This window comes from Pseudomonas sp. MYb541, assembly GCF_037479595.1.
GTDB classification, from domain to species: domain Bacteria; phylum Pseudomonadota; class Gammaproteobacteria; order Pseudomonadales; family Pseudomonadaceae; genus Aquipseudomonas; species Aquipseudomonas canadensis.
On the sequence record NZ_JBBGYS010000028.1, the window covers coordinates 69,299 to 88,649 of the forward strand.

General features: G+C 61.1%; 17 protein-coding genes. 9 read left to right on the top strand and 8 right to left on the bottom strand.

The genetic code is table 11. The features are described from left to right. The first annotated feature begins 215 nt into the window (after positions 1-215). Positions 216-890 (top strand): heavy metal response regulator transcription factor, encoded by a 675-nt coding sequence (locus tag WH299_RS18095; protein WP_028618699.1) that lies wholly within the window; start codon positions 216-218, stop codon positions 888-890. Continuing rightward, positions 887-2,323 carry a heavy metal sensor histidine kinase gene (locus WH299_RS18100; RefSeq protein ID WP_126570483.1) on the top strand — a complete coding sequence of 479 codons (1,437 nt, stop codon included), beginning with the start codon at positions 887-889 and terminating at the stop codon, positions 2,321-2,323. The genes WH299_RS18095 and WH299_RS18100 overlap by 4 nt, the downstream gene beginning before the upstream one ends. Here WH299_RS18100 and WH299_RS18105 read toward each other — a convergent pair. From WH299_RS18105 to WH299_RS18120, 4 genes are all read right to left on the bottom strand, one after another. Then, positions 2,247-5,384: a CusA/CzcA family heavy metal efflux RND transporter gene (locus WH299_RS18105; RefSeq protein WP_308908315.1), complete on the bottom strand. Its 3,138-nt coding sequence runs from the start codon at positions 5,382-5,384 to the stop codon at positions 2,247-2,249. The two genes, WH299_RS18100 and WH299_RS18105, sit on opposite strands and share 77 nt — an antisense overlap. A gap of 18 nt (positions 5,385-5,402) precedes the next feature. Next, on the bottom strand, positions 5,403-6,506 hold the full coding sequence (locus tag WH299_RS18110; RefSeq protein ID WP_177050428.1) for an efflux RND transporter periplasmic adaptor subunit: 1,104 nt from the start codon (positions 6,504-6,506) through the stop codon (positions 5,403-5,405). An 18-nt stretch (positions 6,507-6,524) separates the two neighbouring features. Next, entirely contained in the window at positions 6,525-7,745 is a 1,221-nt protein-coding gene (locus tag WH299_RS18115) for a TolC family protein (protein ID WP_339550939.1), read from the bottom strand. A gap of 109 nt (positions 7,746-7,854) precedes the next feature. After that, positions 7,855-8,760: a cation diffusion facilitator family transporter gene (locus WH299_RS18120; protein WP_126570486.1), complete on the bottom strand. Its 906-nt coding sequence runs from the start codon at positions 8,758-8,760 to the stop codon at positions 7,855-7,857. Positions 8,761-9,052: 292 nt separating this feature from the next. Here WH299_RS18120 and WH299_RS18125 point away from each other — a divergent pair, with 292 nt between their 5' ends. Beyond that, on the top strand, positions 9,053-10,423 hold the full coding sequence (locus WH299_RS18125; protein WP_028618693.1) for a GntT/GntP/DsdX family permease: 1,371 nt from the start codon (positions 9,053-9,055) through the stop codon (positions 10,421-10,423). Between the two features lie 3 nt (positions 10,424-10,426). On the opposite strand, the gene WH299_RS18130 is transcribed toward WH299_RS18125, so the two are convergent. After that, entirely contained in the window at positions 10,427-11,716 is a 1,290-nt protein-coding gene (locus WH299_RS18130; protein ID WP_339550940.1) for an MFS transporter, read from the bottom strand. A gap of 185 nt (positions 11,717-11,901) precedes the next feature. Here WH299_RS18130 and WH299_RS18135 point away from each other — a divergent pair, with 185 nt between their 5' ends. Further along, a complete protein-coding gene (locus tag WH299_RS18135) occupies positions 11,902-13,320 on the top strand; it encodes a short-chain fatty acid transporter (protein ID WP_339550941.1) in 1,419 nt (472 codons plus the stop codon). Between the two features lie 36 nt (positions 13,321-13,356). Here WH299_RS18135 and WH299_RS18140 read toward each other — a convergent pair whose 3' ends face one another. Both WH299_RS18140 and WH299_RS18145 read right to left on the bottom strand, forming a co-directional pair. Further along, positions 13,357-13,479: a HepT-like ribonuclease domain-containing protein gene (locus WH299_RS18140; protein WP_122723638.1), complete on the bottom strand. Its 123-nt coding sequence runs from the start codon at positions 13,477-13,479 to the stop codon at positions 13,357-13,359. 1 nt (position 13,480) lies between these two features. Continuing rightward, positions 13,481-13,810: a nucleotidyltransferase family protein gene (locus WH299_RS18145; RefSeq protein ID WP_339497112.1), complete on the bottom strand. Its 330-nt coding sequence runs from the start codon at positions 13,808-13,810 to the stop codon at positions 13,481-13,483. Between the two features lie 232 nt (positions 13,811-14,042). Here WH299_RS18145 and WH299_RS18150 point away from each other — a divergent pair, with 232 nt between their 5' ends. The 4 genes from WH299_RS18150 to WH299_RS18165 all read left to right on the top strand — a co-directional run bounded on the left by WH299_RS18150 (position 14,043) and on the right by WH299_RS18165 (position 18,105). Continuing rightward, the gene (locus tag WH299_RS18150) at positions 14,043-14,363 is read left to right on the top strand and encodes a hypothetical protein (RefSeq protein WP_122723636.1); all 321 of its coding nucleotides are present in this window, start codon (positions 14,043-14,045) and stop codon (positions 14,361-14,363) included. An 82-nt stretch (positions 14,364-14,445) separates the two neighbouring features. After that, positions 14,446-16,146 carry an acid phosphatase gene (acpA, locus tag WH299_RS18155; protein WP_123477993.1) on the top strand — a complete coding sequence of 567 codons (1,701 nt, stop codon included), beginning with the start codon at positions 14,446-14,448 and terminating at the stop codon, positions 16,144-16,146. A 122-nt stretch (positions 16,147-16,268) separates the two neighbouring features. Next, positions 16,269-17,438, top strand: a complete 1,170-nt coding sequence (locus tag WH299_RS18160; RefSeq protein ID WP_339550942.1) for a hypothetical protein — start codon at positions 16,269-16,271, stop codon at positions 17,436-17,438. Between the two features lie 145 nt (positions 17,439-17,583). After that, positions 17,584-18,105: an SET domain-containing protein-lysine N-methyltransferase gene (locus WH299_RS18165; protein WP_122723633.1), complete on the top strand. Its 522-nt coding sequence runs from the start codon at positions 17,584-17,586 to the stop codon at positions 18,103-18,105. Here WH299_RS18165 and can read toward each other — a convergent pair. Then, on the bottom strand, positions 18,102-18,746 hold the full coding sequence (gene can, locus WH299_RS18170) for a carbonate dehydratase (RefSeq protein ID WP_028618686.1): 645 nt from the start codon (positions 18,744-18,746) through the stop codon (positions 18,102-18,104). The genes WH299_RS18165 and can overlap by 4 nt on opposite strands. A 154-nt stretch (positions 18,747-18,900) precedes the next feature. Between can and WH299_RS18175 the strand changes: the two genes are divergently transcribed. Next, a complete protein-coding gene (locus WH299_RS18175) occupies positions 18,901-19,305 on the top strand; it encodes a serine kinase/phosphatase (protein ID WP_123477991.1) in 405 nt (134 codons plus the stop codon). Positions 19,306-19,351 lie beyond the last annotated feature (46 nt).

Genomic DNA, 19,351 nt, shown 5'->3' on the forward strand with positions numbered 1-19,351 from the left:
CTCTGCGGCTTTTGTGTAGCTCCTTTGGAACAGAGATGAACTTTTTGCGCCCCGCTTGGGGCGTTTTTTTTGTGTGCAGGGTCAGTGACGAATCGTCGCACTCGTCTGTCGCGGCTTGACCCTAAAGCTACTTCACGCTTCAGAGTTTTCCTACATATTACTCAGCCTCGCCATGAGGCCATGCCCCTTTTCGTTTTCTTTGAAGGTAACCCCCCATGCGTATCCTTGTGGTTGAGGACGAACAAAAAACCGCCGACTACCTGCAGCAAGGCTTGACCGAAAGTGGTTATGTCGTCGATTGCGCCGCCAGCGGCATTGATGGCCTGCACCTGGCCAGGCAACACAGTTATGAATTGGTGATCCTCGATGTCAACTTGCCCAACACCGACGGTTGGGAAGTGCTGGAGCAACTGCGCCGCGACGGCAACCAGCGCGTGATGATGCTCACCGCGCGCGGCCGGCTGGCCGACAAGATCAAGGGCCTGGACATGGGCGCCGATGATTACCTGGTCAAGCCCTTCGAATTTCCCGAGCTACTGGCCCGCGTGCGCACTTTGTTGCGGCGCAGCGAGCACATCCCGCTGCCAGACGTGCTGCGCGTCTCGGACCTGGAACTGGACCCCCGCCGACACCGCGCCTATCGCGGCAATCGTCGGATTGACCTGACCACCAAGGAATTCGCCCTGCTGCACGTACTGATGCGCCAGGCCGGTGAGGTGATGACCCGCACGCAGATCATCTCGCTGGTCTGGGACATGAACTTCGACTGCGACACCAATGTGGTGGAAGTCTCCATCAGCCGCCTGCGCGGCAAGGTCGATGACCAGAGCGAGGTGAAGTTGATCCATACCATTCGCGGCGTGGGCTATGTGCTGGAGGCGCGCCCATGAAGACCAGCAGCCTGTCGATGCGCCTGGGGCTGACGGTGAGCCTGATGGGCGCGGGGTTGGTGGTGCTGCTGGCGAGCCTGGCGTACCTGGCCCTGACCCATGAACTGGACAAGCTGGCACGCAAGGGCCTGGAAAACAAAATGGAGCAACTGGCCCATACCCTCAACCAGGGCCTCGATGAACACCGCATCACTAACCGTCCTCATTCACTGCTGGACCTGGTGATGGGCCACGACAACATCTACCTGACCATCCTCGGCGTACGGCCCGATGCACCAGTACTGCTCAGCGTCGGCGCCAAGCCCCAGCAACCGCTGCTGCTCGATGTGCCCACCGGCAAAAACCTGGCCTATTTGAACTGGGTCGACGGCCAGGGCAATCGCATCCTCAGTGCGACGCGCCTGATGCCCTTGCAAGGCGGCGAATATGTACGCGTGCTGCTGTCGCTGGACCGTTCCGATGATGAGGCGTTGCTCAGTGCCTACCTGCGCTCCACGGTGATCGCCCTGCCGATGTTGCTGATCCTGATCGGCATGGGCGCCTGGTGGCTGGTGCAGCGCGGGCTCGCACCGTTGCAACAGTTCAGCCGCGTGGCGGCCAAGGTCACGACCCAGGACCTGACCCATCGCCTGTCCCTAGACAATCTGCCCAAGGAGCTGGGCGAGTTGGCCGAGGGCATCAACGTTATGCTGCATCGCCTCGACGCTGGGGTGCAGCAACTGTCGCAGTTCTCCGACGACCTGGCCCACGAACTGCGCGCGCCCTTGACCAACCTGATGGGCAAGGCCCAGGTGACCTTGTCCCGCGAGCGGCCTTCGGAGGAATACAAAGCCGGCCTGGAATCCTGCACCGAGGAAATGGAGCGCCTGTCGCGGATTGTCTCGGACATGCTGTTCCTCGCCCAGGTCAGCCACCCCGCCGCGCGCGCCGGGTTTGCCCCGGTGTCACTGGCACAGGAAGCACAGCGGGTGATGGAGCTGTTCGCCCTCAGCGCCGAGGACAAACACATTACCCTGAGCCTGCGCGGCGACGCCTGGGTGATGGGGGATCGCCTTATGATCCAGCGCGCCATTTCCAACCTGCTGTCCAATGCCATTCGCCATACCCCCGATGCTTCCAGTGTTTTGCTGCTGGTGGAAAGCTACGACCAGAGCGTGTCGCTGTCGGTGGGCAACCCGGGGCGTGGTATCGAAGCTCATCACCTGCCGCACCTGTTCGAACGTTTCTACCGCGCCGACAACAGCCGCGCCCGTGCTGAAGGCGGCACCGGCCTTGGGCTGGCAATTGTGCAGTCGATCATGCGCCTGCATCAGGGGCACGCCGACGTCAGCAGCCAGCCGGGCCGGTTTACACGGTTCAGCCTGGTGTTTCCTCTTCCTTGCGATGCGCCCACTGATACAACGCCGGCAGCACCAGCAAGGTCAGCAGCGTAGAGGAAATAATCCCGCCGATCACCACCGTCGCCAGAGGCCGCTGCACTTCGGCGCCGGTGCCGGTGGCGAGCGCCATGGGGATAAATCCGAGGGACGCCACCAACGCCGTCATCAACACCGGGCGCAGCCGGGTCAGCGCGCCCTCATTGATCGCCATTGACAGCGAGCGCCCTTCCTCGCGCAGGTTGCGGATGAACGCGATCATCACCAGGCCGTTCAACACCGCCACGCCGGACAAGGCAATAAAGCCCACACCCGCCGAGATCGACAGCGGAATATCCCGCAGCCATAGCGCCATGATCCCACCGGTCAAGGCGAACGGAATGCCGGTGAACACCAGCAGGCCGTCCTTGAGGTTGTTGAACATCATGAACAACAGCCCGAACACCAGCAGCAGCGCCACAGGTACCACGATGCGCAAGCGCTCGGACGCTTCCTTCAACTGTTCGAACTGGCCGCCCCAGGTGGTCCAGTAGCCCGCCGGGACCTTCACCTGGGCGAGAATCGCCGCCTCAGCCTCTTCCACGAACGAGCCGATATCCCGCCCACGCACGTTGGCGCTGACGATCACCAGGCGCTTGCCGTTCTCTCGGCTGATCTGGTTCGGGCCGAGCACCAGGTCCAGGCTCGCCACCTGAGATAACGCAATGAAACCCAACTGGCCAGACGCATTACCCGGCACCGGAATCAACAGCCGCGACAGCCCATCGATATCGGTACGCAGCGCGTCGGACAAACGCACGACCATGTCGAAACGCCGGTCGCCTTCGTACAACGTACCGGCCTGACGCCCTCCGACGGCGACGGCGATGGTGTCCTGCACATCCCCCACGTTCAGGCCAAATCGCGCGGCCTTGTCGCGGTCGATATTGATGGTCAGCACCGGCAGGCCGGAGGTTTGCTCAACCTTGACTTCCGAGGCGCCATTGAGCTTTTTCAGCGTCTCGGCAATTTCCCCGGCGGTCTTGTTGAGCACTTCCATGTCATCGCCAAACACCTTCACCGCCACATCGCTGCGCACGCCGGAAATCAGCTCGTTGAAACGCAACTGGATCGGCTGCGACAACTCGTACGCACTGCCCGGCACAATCGCACTGGCGCGCTGGATATCAGCGATCAGGGTTTCGCGGGACTTCTTGGGATCCGGCCATTCGTCCTTGGGTTTGAGCATCACGTAGCTGTCGGAAATGTTCGGTGGCATCGGATCCGAAGCAATTTCCGCAGTGCCGGTGCGCGCGAATACCCGCTCGATTTCCGGCACCTGGGCCATCAAGATTTTTTCCAACTGCTGCTGCATCTGCACCGATTGCGTCAGGCTGGTGCCGGGCACGCGCAGGGCCTGCTGGGCAAAGTCGCCTTCGCTGAGGCTGGGGATAAATTCGCTGCCCATGCGGCTAGCGACTACACCCGAAGCGACGATGGTCAGCACGGCCAAGCCGAACACTAGCGGCCGACGCGCCATCACCCAATCCAGCACTGGCGCATAGATCCGACGCGCGCTGCGCATGACGATATTTTCTTCTTCCTTGACCTTGCCGGTGACGAACAGCGCAATCGCCGCCGGTACAAAGGTTACCGACAGAATCATCGCACCCAACAAGGCAATCACCACGGTAAACGCCATGGGGTGGAACATCTTCCCGGCCACGCCGGTGAGGGCGAAGATCGGCAGGTACACCACCATAATGATCAGTTGCCCGAAGATCAGCGCTCGCCTTGCTTCCTTGGCGGCGGCGAACACTTCGTGCAGGCGCTCGCTGCGCGTCAACAGTCGCCCATGACGCTGCTGTGCGTGAGCCAAGCGGCGAATGGCGTTCTCGACGATCACCACCGCGCCGTCGACGATGATGCCGAAGTCCAGCGCGCCGAGACTCATCAAGTTGGCGCTGACTTTGTTGGTGAACATGCCGGTGAAGGTGAACAGCATCGCGAGCGGTATCACCATCGCGGTGATCAGCGCGGCACGGATATTACCGAGGAACAGGAACAGCACTGCGACCACCAGCAGCGCACCTTCGAAAAGGTTTTTCTTTACGGTGGCGATGGCCTTTTCGACGAGGTTGGTGCGGTCGTAGACGGTGACGGCGACCACGCCTTCGGGCAGCGACCGGTTGATCTCTTCGAGTTTTTTCGCCACCGCCTGGGACACGCTGCGGCTGTTTTCGCCGATCAACATAAACACCGTGCCCAGCACCACTTCGCGGCCATTTTCGGTGGCGGCGCCGGTACGCAGCTCACGGCCGATCTCGACCTGGGCCACGTTGCGCACGCGAATCGGCGTGCCGTCCGAGCTGGTGATGACGATATTGGCGATGTCGTCGATGGACGCCAATTGCCCCGGCGCACGGATCAGCAGTTGCTCGCCGCTGCGCTCGATATAGCCGGCGCCGACGTTGGCGTTATTGCGTTCCAGCGCCGTGACCAGGTCATTCAAGGTCAGGTTGTAGGCGGCCAGTCGCTTGGGGTCGGGCGCAATCTGGTATTCCTTGGCGAAGCCGCCGATGGTGTTGATCTCGGCCACGCCCGGCACGTTGCGCAGTTGCGGTTTGATGATCCAGTCCTGGATAACCCGCAAATCCGTTGGGGTGTAAGGCGTGCCGTCGTCCTTGAGCGCGCCGTCCTTGGACTCGACGGTCCATAGGAATATTTCCCCCAACCCGGTGGAAATCGGCCCCATCGCCGTCTCGATGCCTAGGGGCAATTGCTCACGGGCGACTTGCAGGCGCTCATTGACCAATTGACGGGCGAAGAACAGGTCCGTGCCATCCTTGAAGATCACCGTGACCTGGGACAAACCGGAACGCGACAGCGATCGTGTCTGCTGCAAACCGGGCAAGCCCGCCATGGCGGTTTCGATGGGAAAGGTGATGCGCTGCTCGGTCTCCAACGGTGAATACCCGGCCGCCGCCGAGTTGATCTGCACCTGCACGTTGGTAATGTCGGGCACCGCGTCGATGGGCAACTTCTGATAGCTGGCGATGCCGACACCGGCCATCAACAGCACCGCCAACAGCACGATGATGCGCTGCTCGATGGCAAATTGGATAAGGCGCTCAAACATGGGAAATCACTCGCGGGATCAATGGGCGTGTTCGGCCGAGCCTTTGCCCAGTTCGGACTTGAGAATGAAGCTGCCAACGGTGGCCACCTGTGCGCCGGCGTCGAGGCCCTGGCGTACTTCGACGTAGCCGTTTTCACTCGCGCCCAGCTCCAGGTGACGGGTGATAAAACCGTGCTCGGTGCGCACGAACACCGAGGGCTTGTCCTCGACGGTCTGGATCGCCTCCTGAGGGACGGTGACCTTGGCCTGGAACGTGTCGGCGGCCAGTTGCACGCTGACAAACAGACCAGGACGCCAGGCGTCGTCAGGGTTGGGCACACTGATGCGCACCGTCGCGGTGCGGGTTTGCTCACCGAGCAAATTGCCGACATACGCCACCGTACCCTGGACTTCAGTGCCCATTTCGGTGGAGCTGACCTTGACCGGTTTGCCGACCCGGACCTTGTTCAAGTCCTTGGGAAACACACCGAACGTGACCCACACCTGGGACAGATCCGAGAGGATGAAGGCGTTAGTCGTCTCACTCACGACTTCACCGACACCCAGGTGTTTTTCCACCACCACGCCGGCGAACGGCGCACGCAATTCATAACGATTGCCACCGACCAGCACAGCACTGCCACTGAGGGCGGTCATCTTTTGTCGCGCATTGTTCAGGGCGATTTCGGCTTCTTGCAGGGTTTGGCGCGCCAGCAGGTAATCCTGCTCGGCGGAGATTTTGTCCTGCCACAATTGGCGTTCGCGCTGGAAGGTGGTGCGCGCCAGCTCGACCCGCCGCTCGCTGGCCGCCAACTCGCTGCGCTGATCGGAAATCTGCTGGCTGGCGATCACCGCCAACAGCTCGCCCTTCTTCACCGACTGACCGAGGTTGACCTTCACCGACTCCACCACACCCGCCGTGCGCGGGACGATGTGAGAGGTACGGTCCTCGTCGAAACGTACCTCGCCCGGCAGCACCAGCAAGGTGCTGACCGAACGCGGTTGAGCCTCAGCGATTTGAATGCCGGCGGCCTGGATCTGCTGTTCGGTGAGTTCGAGTTCGCCTTCTTCATCGGCCTTCGCAAAACCGGACAGCATCAGGCTCAAGGCGACGGCGAGTGCCACGCCGTGTCTGTTGTTCATAGAGGACTCCAAAGGAAATCAAAAGCGGGCGAGGTCGCCGTAAATCCGTTCGATACGCACCCAGGCGTCAGTGGCCTGGGCGGTGGCGGTGAGGTACTGCGTGCGCGCCGCGATCAGGGTGCGCTGGGCGTCCAGCACGTCGAGAAAGCCGAACTTGCCCATTTCGAAACCCCGGGTGGCGCTGTCCACCGCGCTTTGGGCGGCGGGCAAGATCTGCTGATTGAACGCGCGCACTTCGGTATTCGCGGACTGCCACAGGTCGAGGGCCTGGCGGGTTTCGGTACGCAGGCGCAGCTCGGTGGCGTTACGCAGATCGCGGGCCTGGTCGGCACGACGAGTGGCGGCGAGAACGTTGCCCTGGTTGCGGTTGAACAACGGGATCGGCATCGACACGCCCACCAGGTTCACCCGCTCACGCACGCTGGCGTCGTACTGGCTGCCGATGGACACGTCGAGATCGGGAATGCGCTGGGCTTTTTCCAGGCCAACGCTGGCTTCGTTTTGCAGGATGCTCAGTTCGGCCAGGCGCAACTCGGCGGTCTGCTCAAGGCGCGCCAGCAGCTGAGTGGCAGACGGCACGGTCGGTGCGGACAGGTTTTGTGTGGCGACAGCCTGGAAGTTCGGCGCGGCGCTGCCCGTGCTGGCGGCCAGGCGACGGTAGGCATCGGTAAGGCCAATTTGCGCGCGGTCAAGTTCCAGGCGAATCTCCGATACTTGCACTTGGGCTCTTGTGGCTTCCACCGGCGAGGCTTTGCCTGCTGTCACCCGACCGTTGGCGACGACCAAGCCACGTTCGGCCACGGCCATGGAACGCTGCGCCAGGTCGAGGCGTTCCTGGGCGCGCAGGGCGCCGTAGTAGTTGTCGATGACTTCGGCGCGCAGGGTGTTGCGACGCTGTTCCAAGGTCAACGCGGCGGCGTCTTGGGCGCGGGACGCCACATCGATGCGCGCCCCCCGTTTGCCGCCCAGTTCCAGGGCCTGGCTGATCTTGATGCTGGTGGTGCGGGAGTCACGGCGAGTGTCCTCCACATCCCAGGAGGCCACCGGATTGGGGATCAGCCCCGCTTGCTGACGACCACCCTGGGCAATGTCGATTTCCCATTGCGCGGCCGCCAGGTCCGGGTTGTTGGCGAAGGCAGTTTGCAGGGCCGAGTCGAGGGTGAGGGTTTGTGCCTGGGCGGCGCATGCGGCTGCCCACAATGCCGCCGCCCCCAACAGTGTTCTAACCGAAAGTGCCATAACGAAAGTTCCACGCCCATGAAGTCGCTGAGGTTTCCCAGCGGGGGCAATGTAGCGTTCGGTACTTATCAGGGCGGTGGGCAGAACATTACAAATCCGTTAGCCAGGATCAGGCATGCACTTCGTCATGCTCGTCATGCTGGAAGCCCTCCCCTTCGACCTGAATAGTGGCGTGGGAAATATCGAATTGTTCATGCAGTAATGCCGTCACTCGTCGGAGGATCTGTTGCTCGGAGCCCTGGGCCGCATCGGCGACCAAGTGAGTACTCAACACATTTTTGCCGCTGGTCAGGGCCCAGATGTGCAGGTCATGCACGTCCTTGACCCCCGGCACGCTGCGAATGCTCTGTTCGATCTGGTCGATATCCACGCCGTCCGGCACGCCTTGCAGCAGCACGTTCATGCTCTCCTTGAGCAACGTCCAGGTGCGTGGCAACACCCAGAAACCGATGGCCGCCGCGACCAACGAGTCGACCCAGCCCCAGCCGGTGAACATGATCAACACCGCCGCAATAATCACGCCGATGGAACCGAGCATGTCACTCCACACTTCCAGGTAAGCGCCCTTGACGTTGAGGCTCTCGCCGCTGGCCGCGCTGAGCAGGCGCATGGAGATCAGGTTGACGATCAGCCCCAGCACCGCAATCACCAGCATGCCGGTGGACTGGATTTCAGCGGGCGCCTGTAACCGTTGGTACGCCTCATACAGGATGTAGAACGCCACGGCGAACAACAGCAACGCATTGAACGCTGCGGCCAGGATCTCGAACCGCGCATAGCCGAAGGTGCGCTTGCGGTCGGCCGGGCGCTTGGCAATCTGGATGGCCACCAGGGAAATCGCCAGGGCCAGGGCGTCGGTCATCATGTGCGCGGCATCGGATAACAGCGCCAGGCTGCCGGTGACGAAGGCCCCGATCACTTCGGCAATCATGAAGCTGCCGGTCAGGCCCAAGGCGATCCATAGCTTGCGTTCGTGGCCGGCGCGTACTTGGGCGTGGTTGTGTCCTGCGCTCATGGGGAGTGCTCCTGATCTGTTGTAGGAGCCGGCTTGCCGGCGATAGCGATGTTAACCGTAGGCGTCGATCTTACGTACGCCATCGCCGGCAAGCCGGCTCCTACAAAGATAGAGCCCTGGCGCAAAAACATTGGCATGCCTTGCAAAGTTGTCATCTGCACGCCAGCCCACCGTTATCTTTGGCGCACCAAAATCGTACACGAGCGCTCTGCAGCGGTTCTATCAGGTATGCTTTTCGAACAGGAAACAAAAAGAAACAATTTTTCCAACCTGTTCGATAAGGAGTCCTGTTTTGGAGTTATCGACTGCCGCGTGGATGGTCCACGACACCCGCCTTATGCTCTGTGTACTGCTGGCCATCGCCAGCATCATCGTGCTGATCAGTGCGACCAAATTACCGCCGTTCCTGTCGATCCTGATCGGCACGTTTATCGCCGGGGTCGGCGCCGGCCTGCCGCCGGAAGAAGTGGCCAAGGCATTCAGTAAAGGCGCCGGAGCCATCCTCGGTGAAGCCGGGATCATCATCGCCCTGGGCTCGATGCTCGGCGCGCTGATGGCGGAATCCGGTGCAGCCGACCGCATCGCCACTACCTTGCTCGGGTTGGGCAAAGGCAAGTCATTGCCCTGGGTGATGGCGCTGGTCGCCATGGTGATCGGCCTGCCGCTGTTTTTCGAAGTGGGCCTGGTGATGATGGTGCCGATCATCTTTGTGATGGCTAAACGTTCGAACCAGCCGCTGCTGAAAATCGCCATTCCGGCACTGGCGGGCATGACCACCCTGCACGCCCTGATGCCACCGCATCCGGGGCCACTGATTGCGGTGGGCGCGTTGCACGCCGACCTGGGCCTGACCATGTTGCTGGGCTTCTGCCTGGCGGTGCCGGCAGTGATCCTGGCGGGCCCGATCTACGGCAACTGGCTATCCAAGCGCCTGCATGTAGATGAGCCTGCCGACATCGGCGCGCTGTTCAGCGCACCGCCCAAGGCCCCGCGCCAGCCGAGCTTTGGTGTGTCGTTGTTGATCATTCTGCTGCCGGTGATTCTGATGCTGGGCAGCACCTTGGCCAAGGTCGCGCTGCCGGCTGAAAGCACCGTCGGCCTGACCTTGAAATTCCTTGGCGAACCGCTGATCGCCCTCGGCCTGGCCGTGATCGCCGCCGTGATCTGCCTGGGCTGGGCCGCCGGCATGCCGCGCGCGGAAGTGGGTAACACTCTGCGCAAAGCGCTCGCGCCCATCGCCGTATTGTTGCTGACCATTGGCGCGGGGGGTGGCCTCAAGCAAACGCTGTTGGACGCAGGCGTGAGCCAGACCATCAGCAAGGTCGCCGAAGGTGCGCACATGCCGTATCTGTTGCTCGCGTGGTTGATTGCGGTTGCGCTGCGCCAAGCCACCGGCTCGGCCACGGTCGCTACCACGACGACCGCCGGCATCCTCGCACCGATGATGGCGGGGCTGGCGGCGACACAGAGTTCGCTGGTAGCACTGGCAATCGGCGCCGGCTCGGTGTTCTTCTGCCACGTCAACGACGCCGGGTTCTGGATGGTGCGTGAATACTTTGGCTTGCAGTTGAAACAGACGATCTGGGTGTGGTCGGTGTTGCAGACCATTGTTTCAGTCGTTGGTCTAGTCGGAACGCTGCTGCTCTGGCACTTCTTGACTTAAAGCCTAGGCAGCCAAGCTATGGCGCTTACCAAACAGCGCCACACTCCCCACCCCTACCGCCCCCATCACCACGCAATACCCCACGCAAATCCACGGGCTGGTCGGCATCAGCGCAATCAGCAACAACGGCGTGGTACTCGCCCATAGCGCGTAGGCAATGTTGTAGGTGAAGGAAATCCCCGACACCCGCACCTGCGCTGGAAACAGGCCGACCATCACCGACGGCACCGCGCCCACCACGCCACAACTCAGGCCCGCCACGGCGTACGCCGCGCCCAGCCAGATACCGCCGCTGATCAGGCTGGCGTACAGGACCGCAATCCCCACCGGCAGCAACAGGCTGTAGACCAGCACCGCGCGCCAGGCGCCGATACGGTCGACCAGCAAGCCCGCCAGCACACAACCGATATTGAGGAACACGATACCTAGGGCGCTCAAGGCGAACGTGTGGCTAGGGCTCATGTCGAAGGTTTTCTGCATCATGGTCGGGGTGATGACCACCAGCACCACCACGGCGGAGGTGAGCACGCAGGTGAGGATCATTGCCGGTAACAACACGGCGCGGTGGTCACGCAACACGGTGCGCAGGGGGAGTTCGGCGGCGGCCTGGCGGCGGGCCTGCATTTCGAGGAACACCGGGGTCTCGCTGAGCCAGCGACGCAACCACACGCCAATCACGCCGAACACGCCGCCGAGCAGGAAGGGAAAGCGCCAGGCGTAGTCGAGTATTTCGGCCGGGGTGAAGACTTGCGCCAGCAGGGTCGCTGTCAGTGCGCCGAGCAGGTAGCCGAAGGTCAGGCCGGCTTGCAGGAAGCCCAGGGCGTAACCACGATGGTGGGTCGGCGCGTGTTCAGCGACAAAGGTCCAGGCGCTGGGTACTTCACCGCCCACGGCGGCGCCTTGCAGCACGCGCAGCGCCAGCAGGATCAGGGGCGCGAAATAACCGATTTGCGCGTAGGTTGGCATGATCCCGATCAGCAGGCAGGGCAGCGCCATCATCAGGATGCTCAGGCTGAACACGCGCTTGCGTCCAAGGTGATCGGCGAAGTGCGCCATCAGGATGCCGCCCAGCGGGCGCGCCAGGTATCCGGTGACGAAAATGCCGAAGCTTTGCAGCAGGCGCAGCCACTCGGGCATTTCCGGCGGGAAGAACAGTTGGCTCAAGGTCAGCGCGAAAAACACGAAGATGATGAAGTCGTAGATTTCCAGGGCACCGCCCAGGGCGGCCAGGCCCAGGGTTTTGTAGTCGGAGCGGGAAAAACGCTGCGCCTGTGTAGGAAAGGTGGCAGTCATGTAGAGGCTCGGCAGACAAACAAAATGGCGTGCAGGTTATGAGCTGAGCCCAATGATGGCAATCGCGGCAGATATATTTGTTTTCCTCATTGATCGATGAAGATAACTGCATTCCCATATCAATGGCCGTAGCGGAACATGCCGGAAAATTGCCTGCACCCTAATAACTATAAGAGGAAAGACTCGTGGCCGACGCTATCGAAGAAAGCCGCTATGCCCGATTTGCCCTGCGTTGCTCCAACTTCGCAGAACGCTGGTTTCCCGACTCCTGGGTGTTTGCGGCACTCGCCGTGATCATCGTCGCCATGGCGACCCTGGGCATGGGCGCCGCGCCAACCGAAGCCGCCAAAGCGTTCGGTGACGGGTTCTGGAGCCTGATCCCCTTCACCATGCAGATGGCCTTTGTGGTGATCGGGGGTTATGTGGTGGCCAGCTCGCCGCCCGCGGTAAAACTGATCGACCGCCTGGCGCGTATCCCCAAGAACGGCCGCTCCGCCGTGGCCTGGGTGGCGTTGATCTCGATGGTCGCCTCCTTGCTGAACTGGGGCCTGTCCCTGGTATTCGGCGGCTTGCTGGTACGGGCGCTGGCGCGTCGTACGGATTTGAAGATGGATTACCGCGCAGCCGGTGCGGCGGCGTATCTGGGGCTGGGCGCCGTGTGGGCGTTGGGGTTGTCGTCGTCCGCCGCGCAGTTGCAGGCCAACCCGGCCAGCCTGCCGCCGTCGATCCTGTCGATCACCGGTGTGATCCCGTTCACCGACACCATCTTCCTGTGGCAATCCGGCGTGCTGCTGCTGGCATTGATCGTGGTCTCGCTGATCATCGCCTACGCCACCGCCCCCGGCCCGAACAGCGCGCGTGATGCCAAGGCCTGCGGCGTCGACCCGGCGTTCAACTTGCCCAAGATACAAGCACCGACTCGCCCCGGAGAGTGGCTGGAGCACAGCCCGTTGCTGACCATTCTCCTGGCATTGCTGGCGGCGGGTTGGCTGTTCCATGAGTTTTCGACCAAGCCAGCGATCAGTGCAATCTCGGGGCTGAACACCTACAACTTCCTGTTCATCATGGCCGGCGCCCTGCTGCACTGGCGCCCACGCAGCTTCCTCGATGCGGTGGCCCGCGCAGTGCCGACCACCACTGGCGTGCTGATCCAGTTCCCGCTGTACGGCTCGATTGCCGCGCTGATGACCGTCGTCAAAGGCGGTGACGGCCAGACTCTGGCACACCACATCTCGACCTTCTTCACGTCCATCGCCTCCCACGACACCTACGCGCTGCTGATGGGCGTTTACTCGGCGGTGCTCGGTTTCTTCATTCCGTCGGGCGGCGGCAAGTGGATTATCGAAGCGCCCTACGTGATGCAAGTCGCCAATGACCTGCAGTACCACCTGGGCTGGGCGGTGCAGATCTACAACGCCGCCGAAGCGCTGCCGAACCTGATCAACCCGTTCTATATGCTGCCGTTGCTGGGGGTGTTGGGGTTGAAGGCACGGGATTTGATCGGGTTTTCGTTCGTGCAGTTGCTGGTGCACACACCGCTGGTGTTGTTCTTGCTGTGGGCGTTGGGGACGACGTTGAAGTATTTGCCGCCGGTCATGCCTTGATCAACGGATGAAGCACCTGTTGTTGCAACGGGTGCTTCATACAGCTGCGACGGGAAGACGCTCCAATAAATCAGGTAAAGCGCTCTGGATCGTGTCCCAAACCACATCAAGGTTAATATCGAAGTAACCGTGGGCGATTCGGTTGCGCATTCCGCGCATGCTACGCCATGGGACTTGTGAGTGAGCTGCCGCAAAATCCGGGTACTGGCCGCGCCTCTGCCAACACTTTCGCGCGAAACTTCAACGGCAAATCAGCAGGCGTCAGCAAGTCCACATTGACCCCGAGCAGATCCTCAAGCTCGACCTGCAGCCCGCCAAGATCAAAAAGGGTCGTTCCCGGCGGAGCATCGACCAACAAATCCAGATCACTGCCCTCTTGGTCGGTCCCCAGCAACACAGACCCGAATACTCTTGGGTTTGAGATGCGAAAGCGTCCTACCACCTCTCTGACGGCGGCTCGCTGTAGGTCAAGGGCGGTTGAAGGTTTCACGGTTCACCTCAATGGCATCCAGTATCTAACCAGTCTAGCAGTGCAGACCGCCGGTAGACACATGCATATAAAACACCTGGCCCTGAATACAATCGACAAGATAAAAGCCAACTCTCTGACCAAACGCGTGGTCTTATCTCACTCAGATGGATGGCCCTTCCTGACTCCTCCCGCCAATGCCTTTGATTAACCTGTCTCGGCTTTCTCCTCACCTGACACCAAGGAAAATCCGATGACGCCTCTCTCCAAATCACTGGAAGAACTGATCACTGATATCTACAAGGACGACAAGATTTCGATCCCTGAATACCGAACATTGCGCGACGACGCCGACCGCCGCATGGCCGCCGTGATCAAGGAGTTCGGCCTGCATAACAACATCACCGCGTTCCAGAAATCGATCGACGTGGCGATGCAGCTGTTGCAGACCAGTGTCATCGATGCAAAGAAGGCCAAGCTGACCGACACGGGCGAGGCCATCGTCAAGGATGCGGTGACGGCCCAAGTGGAGTACTTGCGCGCCGGCAGCGAACTGGCACTGCGTCTGCTGTGAAATCACTGTCTTCGTTCCGTCACATTGCATTGCTACCGTCCTGCGAAATATCTTGCAACATTTCGCCAAGGACTCCCCCGCAATGAGTGACGAGCACGAAGACCGCCCTTCCCCCGATTCCGCAGCCCAACCGCCGGTCGACACCAGCCGCAGGCGCTTTCTGGGAGGCGCAGCGGTGTTGGGGGTCGGCGCGACGTTAAGTGCCTGCGGCAACACCAGCGAAGCGCCGGGCAAACCGGTGGCACGTCCGCTCACGTCGCAAGAGTTGGACAAGGCACTGCACGATCAGGTGAAAACCGTGGTGGTGATCTACGCCGAGAACCGCAGCTTCAACAATCTGTTTGCGGATTTCCCGGGGGTGGAGAAACCGCTGTCAGCACTCTCTGCCGCCGACACACAGCAACGCGACCGCGACGGCAGCCCGCTGACCACCCTGCCACCGGCCTGGGGTGGCGTGCTGCAAGTCGGGCCGCAAACGGTGGACGGGGTGACCTACCCCAGCGAAGTGCAATTCCAGGAAAACCTGCCCAACGCGCCGTTCGCGCTTAAGGGCCCGAACGCGCAAGACCTGCCCCTGAGCCTGGTCACCCGCGACTTGTGGCATGTGTTCTACCAGAACCAGATGCAAATCAATGGCGGTAAGAACGACAACTTCGTCGCCTGGGCCGACTCGGGTGGCCTGGTGATGGGTCATTACGCCCAGAGCCGTTATTCCCTGCGCCTGTGGGACGTGGCCAAGGAGTTTGTACTCTGCGACAACTTCTTCCAGGGGGCATTTGGTGGCTCGTTCCTCAACCACCAGTACCTGATCAGCGCCACCGCGCCGTTTTACCCGAATGCCGCGCAATCGGTGGCCAAGGCGCAGATCGCCACGCTGCAAAGCGATGACCCCACCGACCCGCGCCTCAAGCCGCTGGACAAGTCCCCGGCCAGCGCGATGACCGGCCCGCCACAGTTCGGCCCTAGTGCGTTGACCCCGGACGGTTACGGCGTGAACACCCTGGCGCCGCCTTACTGGCCGACCTGGATCCGCGACCCGGAAAACCCGGATTACTCCAAACCCGACTTGCCCAACGTGCTGGTGCCGCAAACCCACGAACACATCGGCGACAAACTCTCGAAAAAGAATGTCGACTGGGCCTGGTATGCCGGTGCTTGGCAAGCCACCTTGGAGCAGTTCAAGGATTCGGGCGGTATCCCGAAGATTCCTAACTTCCAGTATCACCACCAGCCATTCAACTACTTCAAGCAGCAGGGCCCGGAGAATCGCGCCGAGCGTGACAAGCGCCTGCGCGATGGCGGTTTGGGTGATGAGTCCAGCACCAACAAGTTCTTCGCCGACGCCCAAGCCGGCAAACTGCCCGCTGTGACTTTCTACAAGCCTCAGGGCAACCTGAATATGCATGCTGGCTACGCTGACGTGGCCTCGGGCGACCGCCATATCGCCCGTGCCTTGAAGGTGCTGCAAGAGAGCCCGCAGTGGAAAAACATGGTGGTGGTGGTCACCGTCGATGAAAACGGTGGTTGGTGGGACCACGTGGCACCGCCCAAGGGCGACCGCTGGGGCCCTGGCACGCGGGTTCCGGCGATTGTGGTGTCGCCATTCGCGCGCAAAGGCACGGTGGACCATACGGTGTACGACACGGCGTCGATCCTGCGCTTGATCACCCGCGTATTCCAGTTGGAGACATTGGACGGCCTCAAACAGCGGGACGACGCGATGACCGCCCGTGGCCAGAAACCCATGGGCGACTTGAGCAACGCGTTACAGTTCAGCCTGTAGGTTTTCTTATCCAATAGCGACACGCCTGGCGATTTAACACGCGGTTTTCCTGGTCAACCGCTACTGTGTGGAGGTGGGCTTTCACCCCGCGCAGACGGGCTTTCGCTGACAAGGAAACAACAATGTTTAAACCGACCAGGTTGTCCTTCACCCTGGCCGCACTGATGGCGAGTGCGGTCGTACAGGCCGACATCGAGGTGCCATTGGGGAGTACGCAACGCGTGACCCAACTGTTCGCCTTCCCCAACAATTGCAATGTGATCTGCTTTCGGCCATGGACGCTGGAGCAGACGGCTGAACATTATTTGAACCAGAGCCTGCAACGGGATGGCTACAGCCGCGCTAAAGTCAGCGTCAAGACCCATGACGGGCAGGTCTCAGCGACCTTCAGCGGTGTGCCTGACAGTTACGGTCAACCCCTGACCACGTTGCTCAATACCGCCGACCTGGCCTACCAAGGCGCCAACAAACTCAACACTGACGGCAAGTGGGCCTACAACTGGTACTTGTTCCTGCCATTAGGCATGGCTCTGGAAAACCGCAAGAGCATCGAACTGCTGCACTTCCCGCCGGATTACTCGCTGACCCAGGCCCAGGACTATCTGGAATCCGCCACCACCGACCGCTGGGCCACCCTGCTCACGGACAATGGCATCCCGGCCACCGAAACGCCGGCTTACCAGACCATCATCGATATCGCCCCTATCGCCGCGCCCTCCAACGCGGGCAAGGACCTGGAAACCGTCTACAGCTACTTCACCGACTACCAGACACGCATGGTCCAGGAACTGAGCCTGCCCGCCAAAGGCGCATTGCCGATCGTGGCGTTTGGCGCACCGGTGCGAAACTGGATCAAGCAGCAGTACGGCCAGACCGTGGGAGTGCTGGGCCTGGCGCAGATCAGCCCGGCGGCAGGCAAGAGCGTGTCAGTGCTGGGCGCCAACCATCCAAGCTACATCTGGTATGCCGCAAGCCCCGATACCTACGACGGTAATGAACAGAAAGCCGACGAGGCCGGCTTGAAGGTGATGGGGCAGGACCTGAGCGCTGCCTGCTGGCAGGCCGGAATGGGTCAGAAACCCGCGAGTGATCCGAACGTGTTGCTCAAGGCGTGCATGAATACGTGGCAGGTCACACGCAAGGAGCAGACCTGTGAATTGTTCTACACCTCGGTGCGCAACTTGTCCCCGGAGGATGCGAACGCGAAATGCGCCACGCCCGGCATCAAGACGCAATTGAAACAACTCAAGAATGCCGCCCCCATCCCAGCCATTGCGGCCCCGGCGCTGTAGTTCGTACAAAAAGACCGATTTCTACTGTCAACATTGACAGTAGAAATCGGCCCCATCTTCAGCGAGTCTTGAGCGGCGCCCATCAGCTGCAAGACTGGTAGTCAGACACCACCCGCAGGTCGATGCAGCCTAAACCAGGAGAGTCATGAAAACTCAGGCCAAGGATAAGGCTGAAACTGCTGTGAGCGACTGTCTCTACCCGTTCAAGCCAACGCTCGGAAAGGGCTACCCTTCGAGCGAGAAATTCGAAGTGGTGCTGAACATTGAAGGCGTAGGGATCGGAATCAGGGCACGCACGGCCTTTGACAGCCGTGTATGCATCGCCAAAGTCTCCGGCTACGCCCTGAGCGAGCGACGCCTGCACACGTTGCAGCTATCGTCGCGTACCCACCTCTACGACTGTTGGTTCAGTGGCCTGTTTTCACATTCATGCAAACCGAATGTGTTTCTCGACCTGCACTATCTGGAGGTCTGGGCCCTGTGTGAAATCCACCCAGGCGAGCTGCTGACCATGGATTACGCCACGACCGAAGACGTGCTGTTCCGGCAGTTCGCATGCCAATGCGGAGAGCTGAACTGCCGAGGCTGGATTACCGGTCACGACGAGCTACTGAACGCCGAGGGCCAGGCGTTCATGGCCCAGTGGCGTGAGCGAAAACGCCCTTAGGCATCACCCAACGGACGCAGGCGATACTGCGGCGGCAATTGCTCGAAACCACTGATCGTGGTGTTCAAGCTCTTCCAGCGGCCATCCTTGATGCCGTAGATGCAGCCATGGATCGACAGGCTCTGCCCACGGTGCCAGGCATTTTGCACAATGCTGGTGTGGCCGACGTTGGCCACTTGCTGGATCACGTTCAGCTCGCACATACGGTCGACGCGCTCTTCTTCGGTCGGCAACTGGGCCAGCACGTCACGGTTTTCGTAATAGAGGTCGCGAATGGTGCGCAGCCAGCCGTCGATCAGGCCGAATTGGCGATCCTGCATCGAGGCGCGCACGCCGCCGCAGCCATAGTGGCCGGTGACGAGGATGTGTTTGACCTTGAGCACGTCCACTGCGTACTGGATCACCGACAGGCAATTGAGGTCGGTGTGCAGCACCACGTTGGCCACGTTGCGGTGCACAAACAGGTCACCCGGCAGCATGCCGACGATCTCGTTTGCCGGCACGCGGGCGTCGGAACAGCCGATCCACAGGTATTCCGGGGTTTGCTGGCGCGCGAGCTTGGCGAAGAATTCGGGATCTTCCTGTTTGATCGCGTCCGCCCAGCGTTCGTTGTTATCAAGCAGGTCTTGTAGTTCGTTCATCAGGGAAAGCCTCAGGAATGATGCGCAGTTTTGTGACTGACGACCCCACGTCCAGGTCACGCCCTGCCGGCGAATAACAAGCGTGAATTAGCTTGAATCTTTGGGCCACGCAGCCTGTCCACACACTATAAGCCCCACAGTATGAGGATTGGCCATGACTGAATCACGACGTCCCTACGGCGCTACGCAGCCTGAACCCATTGATGACAATGAAGACCGCATGGGCTCGATGCGCGAACTGGATTTTGACGAAGAGGAACCGACGGCGGAGATCGGCGATGAGATCCCTCGTCGCGAACGTGAACACCGAATGCCCGACGAACGGGTGCGTGAAGCAGGGCTCACCGGCGCGGCCACAGATGATCACGAGCCTACTGATGATGATTTAAGCCCGGAAACGTTGATCCGTGAGGATGGCGCGCGCGATGCACGGGAAGAAGGCGAGGATAACCCGGCGGATTACGACCTGAGCATCGTCGATGAAGATGAGATTGGCGGGGGTAATGGGTTGGATGAGGCCGAACTGGCGGATATCGACCCGATAGACGGTAAACCCTGATACACCTTCGCTCAGACTATTAACCACGACCTGTAGGAGACCGGCT

What these genes read in the sequence shown, in the direction of transcription:
- WH299_RS18095 (WP_028618699.1), top strand. Translation starts at nt 216, where the DNA reads ATGCGTATCCTTGTGGTTGAGGACGAACAAAAAACCGCCGACTACCTG.
- WH299_RS18100 (WP_126570483.1), top strand. Translation starts at nt 887, where the DNA reads ATGAAGACCAGCAGCCTGTCGATGCGCCTGGGGCTGACGGTGAGCCTG.
- WH299_RS18105 (WP_308908315.1), bottom strand. Translation starts at nt 5,384, where the DNA reads ATGTTTGAGCGCCTTATCCAATTTGCCATCGAGCAGCGCATCATCGTG.
- WH299_RS18110 (WP_177050428.1), bottom strand. Translation starts at nt 6,506, where the DNA reads ATGAACAACAGACACGGCGTGGCACTCGCCGTCGCCTTGAGCCTGATG.
- WH299_RS18115 (WP_339550939.1), bottom strand. Translation starts at nt 7,745, where the DNA reads ATGGCACTTTCGGTTAGAACACTGTTGGGGGCGGCGGCATTGTGGGCA.
- WH299_RS18120 (WP_126570486.1), bottom strand. Translation starts at nt 8,760, where the DNA reads ATGAGCGCAGGACACAACCACGCCCAAGTACGCGCCGGCCACGAACGC.
- WH299_RS18130 (WP_339550940.1), bottom strand. Translation starts at nt 11,716, where the DNA reads ATGACTGCCACCTTTCCTACACAGGCGCAGCGTTTTTCCCGCTCCGAC.
- WH299_RS18140 (WP_122723638.1), bottom strand. Translation starts at nt 13,479, where the DNA reads ATGCGCGGAATGCGCAACCGAATCGCCCACGGTTACTTCGATATTAAC.
- WH299_RS18150 (WP_122723636.1), top strand. Translation starts at nt 14,043, where the DNA reads ATGACGCCTCTCTCCAAATCACTGGAAGAACTGATCACTGATATCTAC.
- acpA (WP_123477993.1), top strand. Translation starts at nt 14,446, where the DNA reads ATGAGTGACGAGCACGAAGACCGCCCTTCCCCCGATTCCGCAGCCCAA.
- WH299_RS18160 (WP_339550942.1), top strand. Translation starts at nt 16,269, where the DNA reads ATGTTTAAACCGACCAGGTTGTCCTTCACCCTGGCCGCACTGATGGCG.
- WH299_RS18165 (WP_122723633.1), top strand. Translation starts at nt 17,584, where the DNA reads ATGAAAACTCAGGCCAAGGATAAGGCTGAAACTGCTGTGAGCGACTGT.
- can (WP_028618686.1), bottom strand. Translation starts at nt 18,746, where the DNA reads ATGAACGAACTACAAGACCTGCTTGATAACAACGAACGCTGGGCGGAC.
- WH299_RS18175 (WP_123477991.1), top strand. Translation starts at nt 18,901, where the DNA reads ATGACTGAATCACGACGTCCCTACGGCGCTACGCAGCCTGAACCCATT.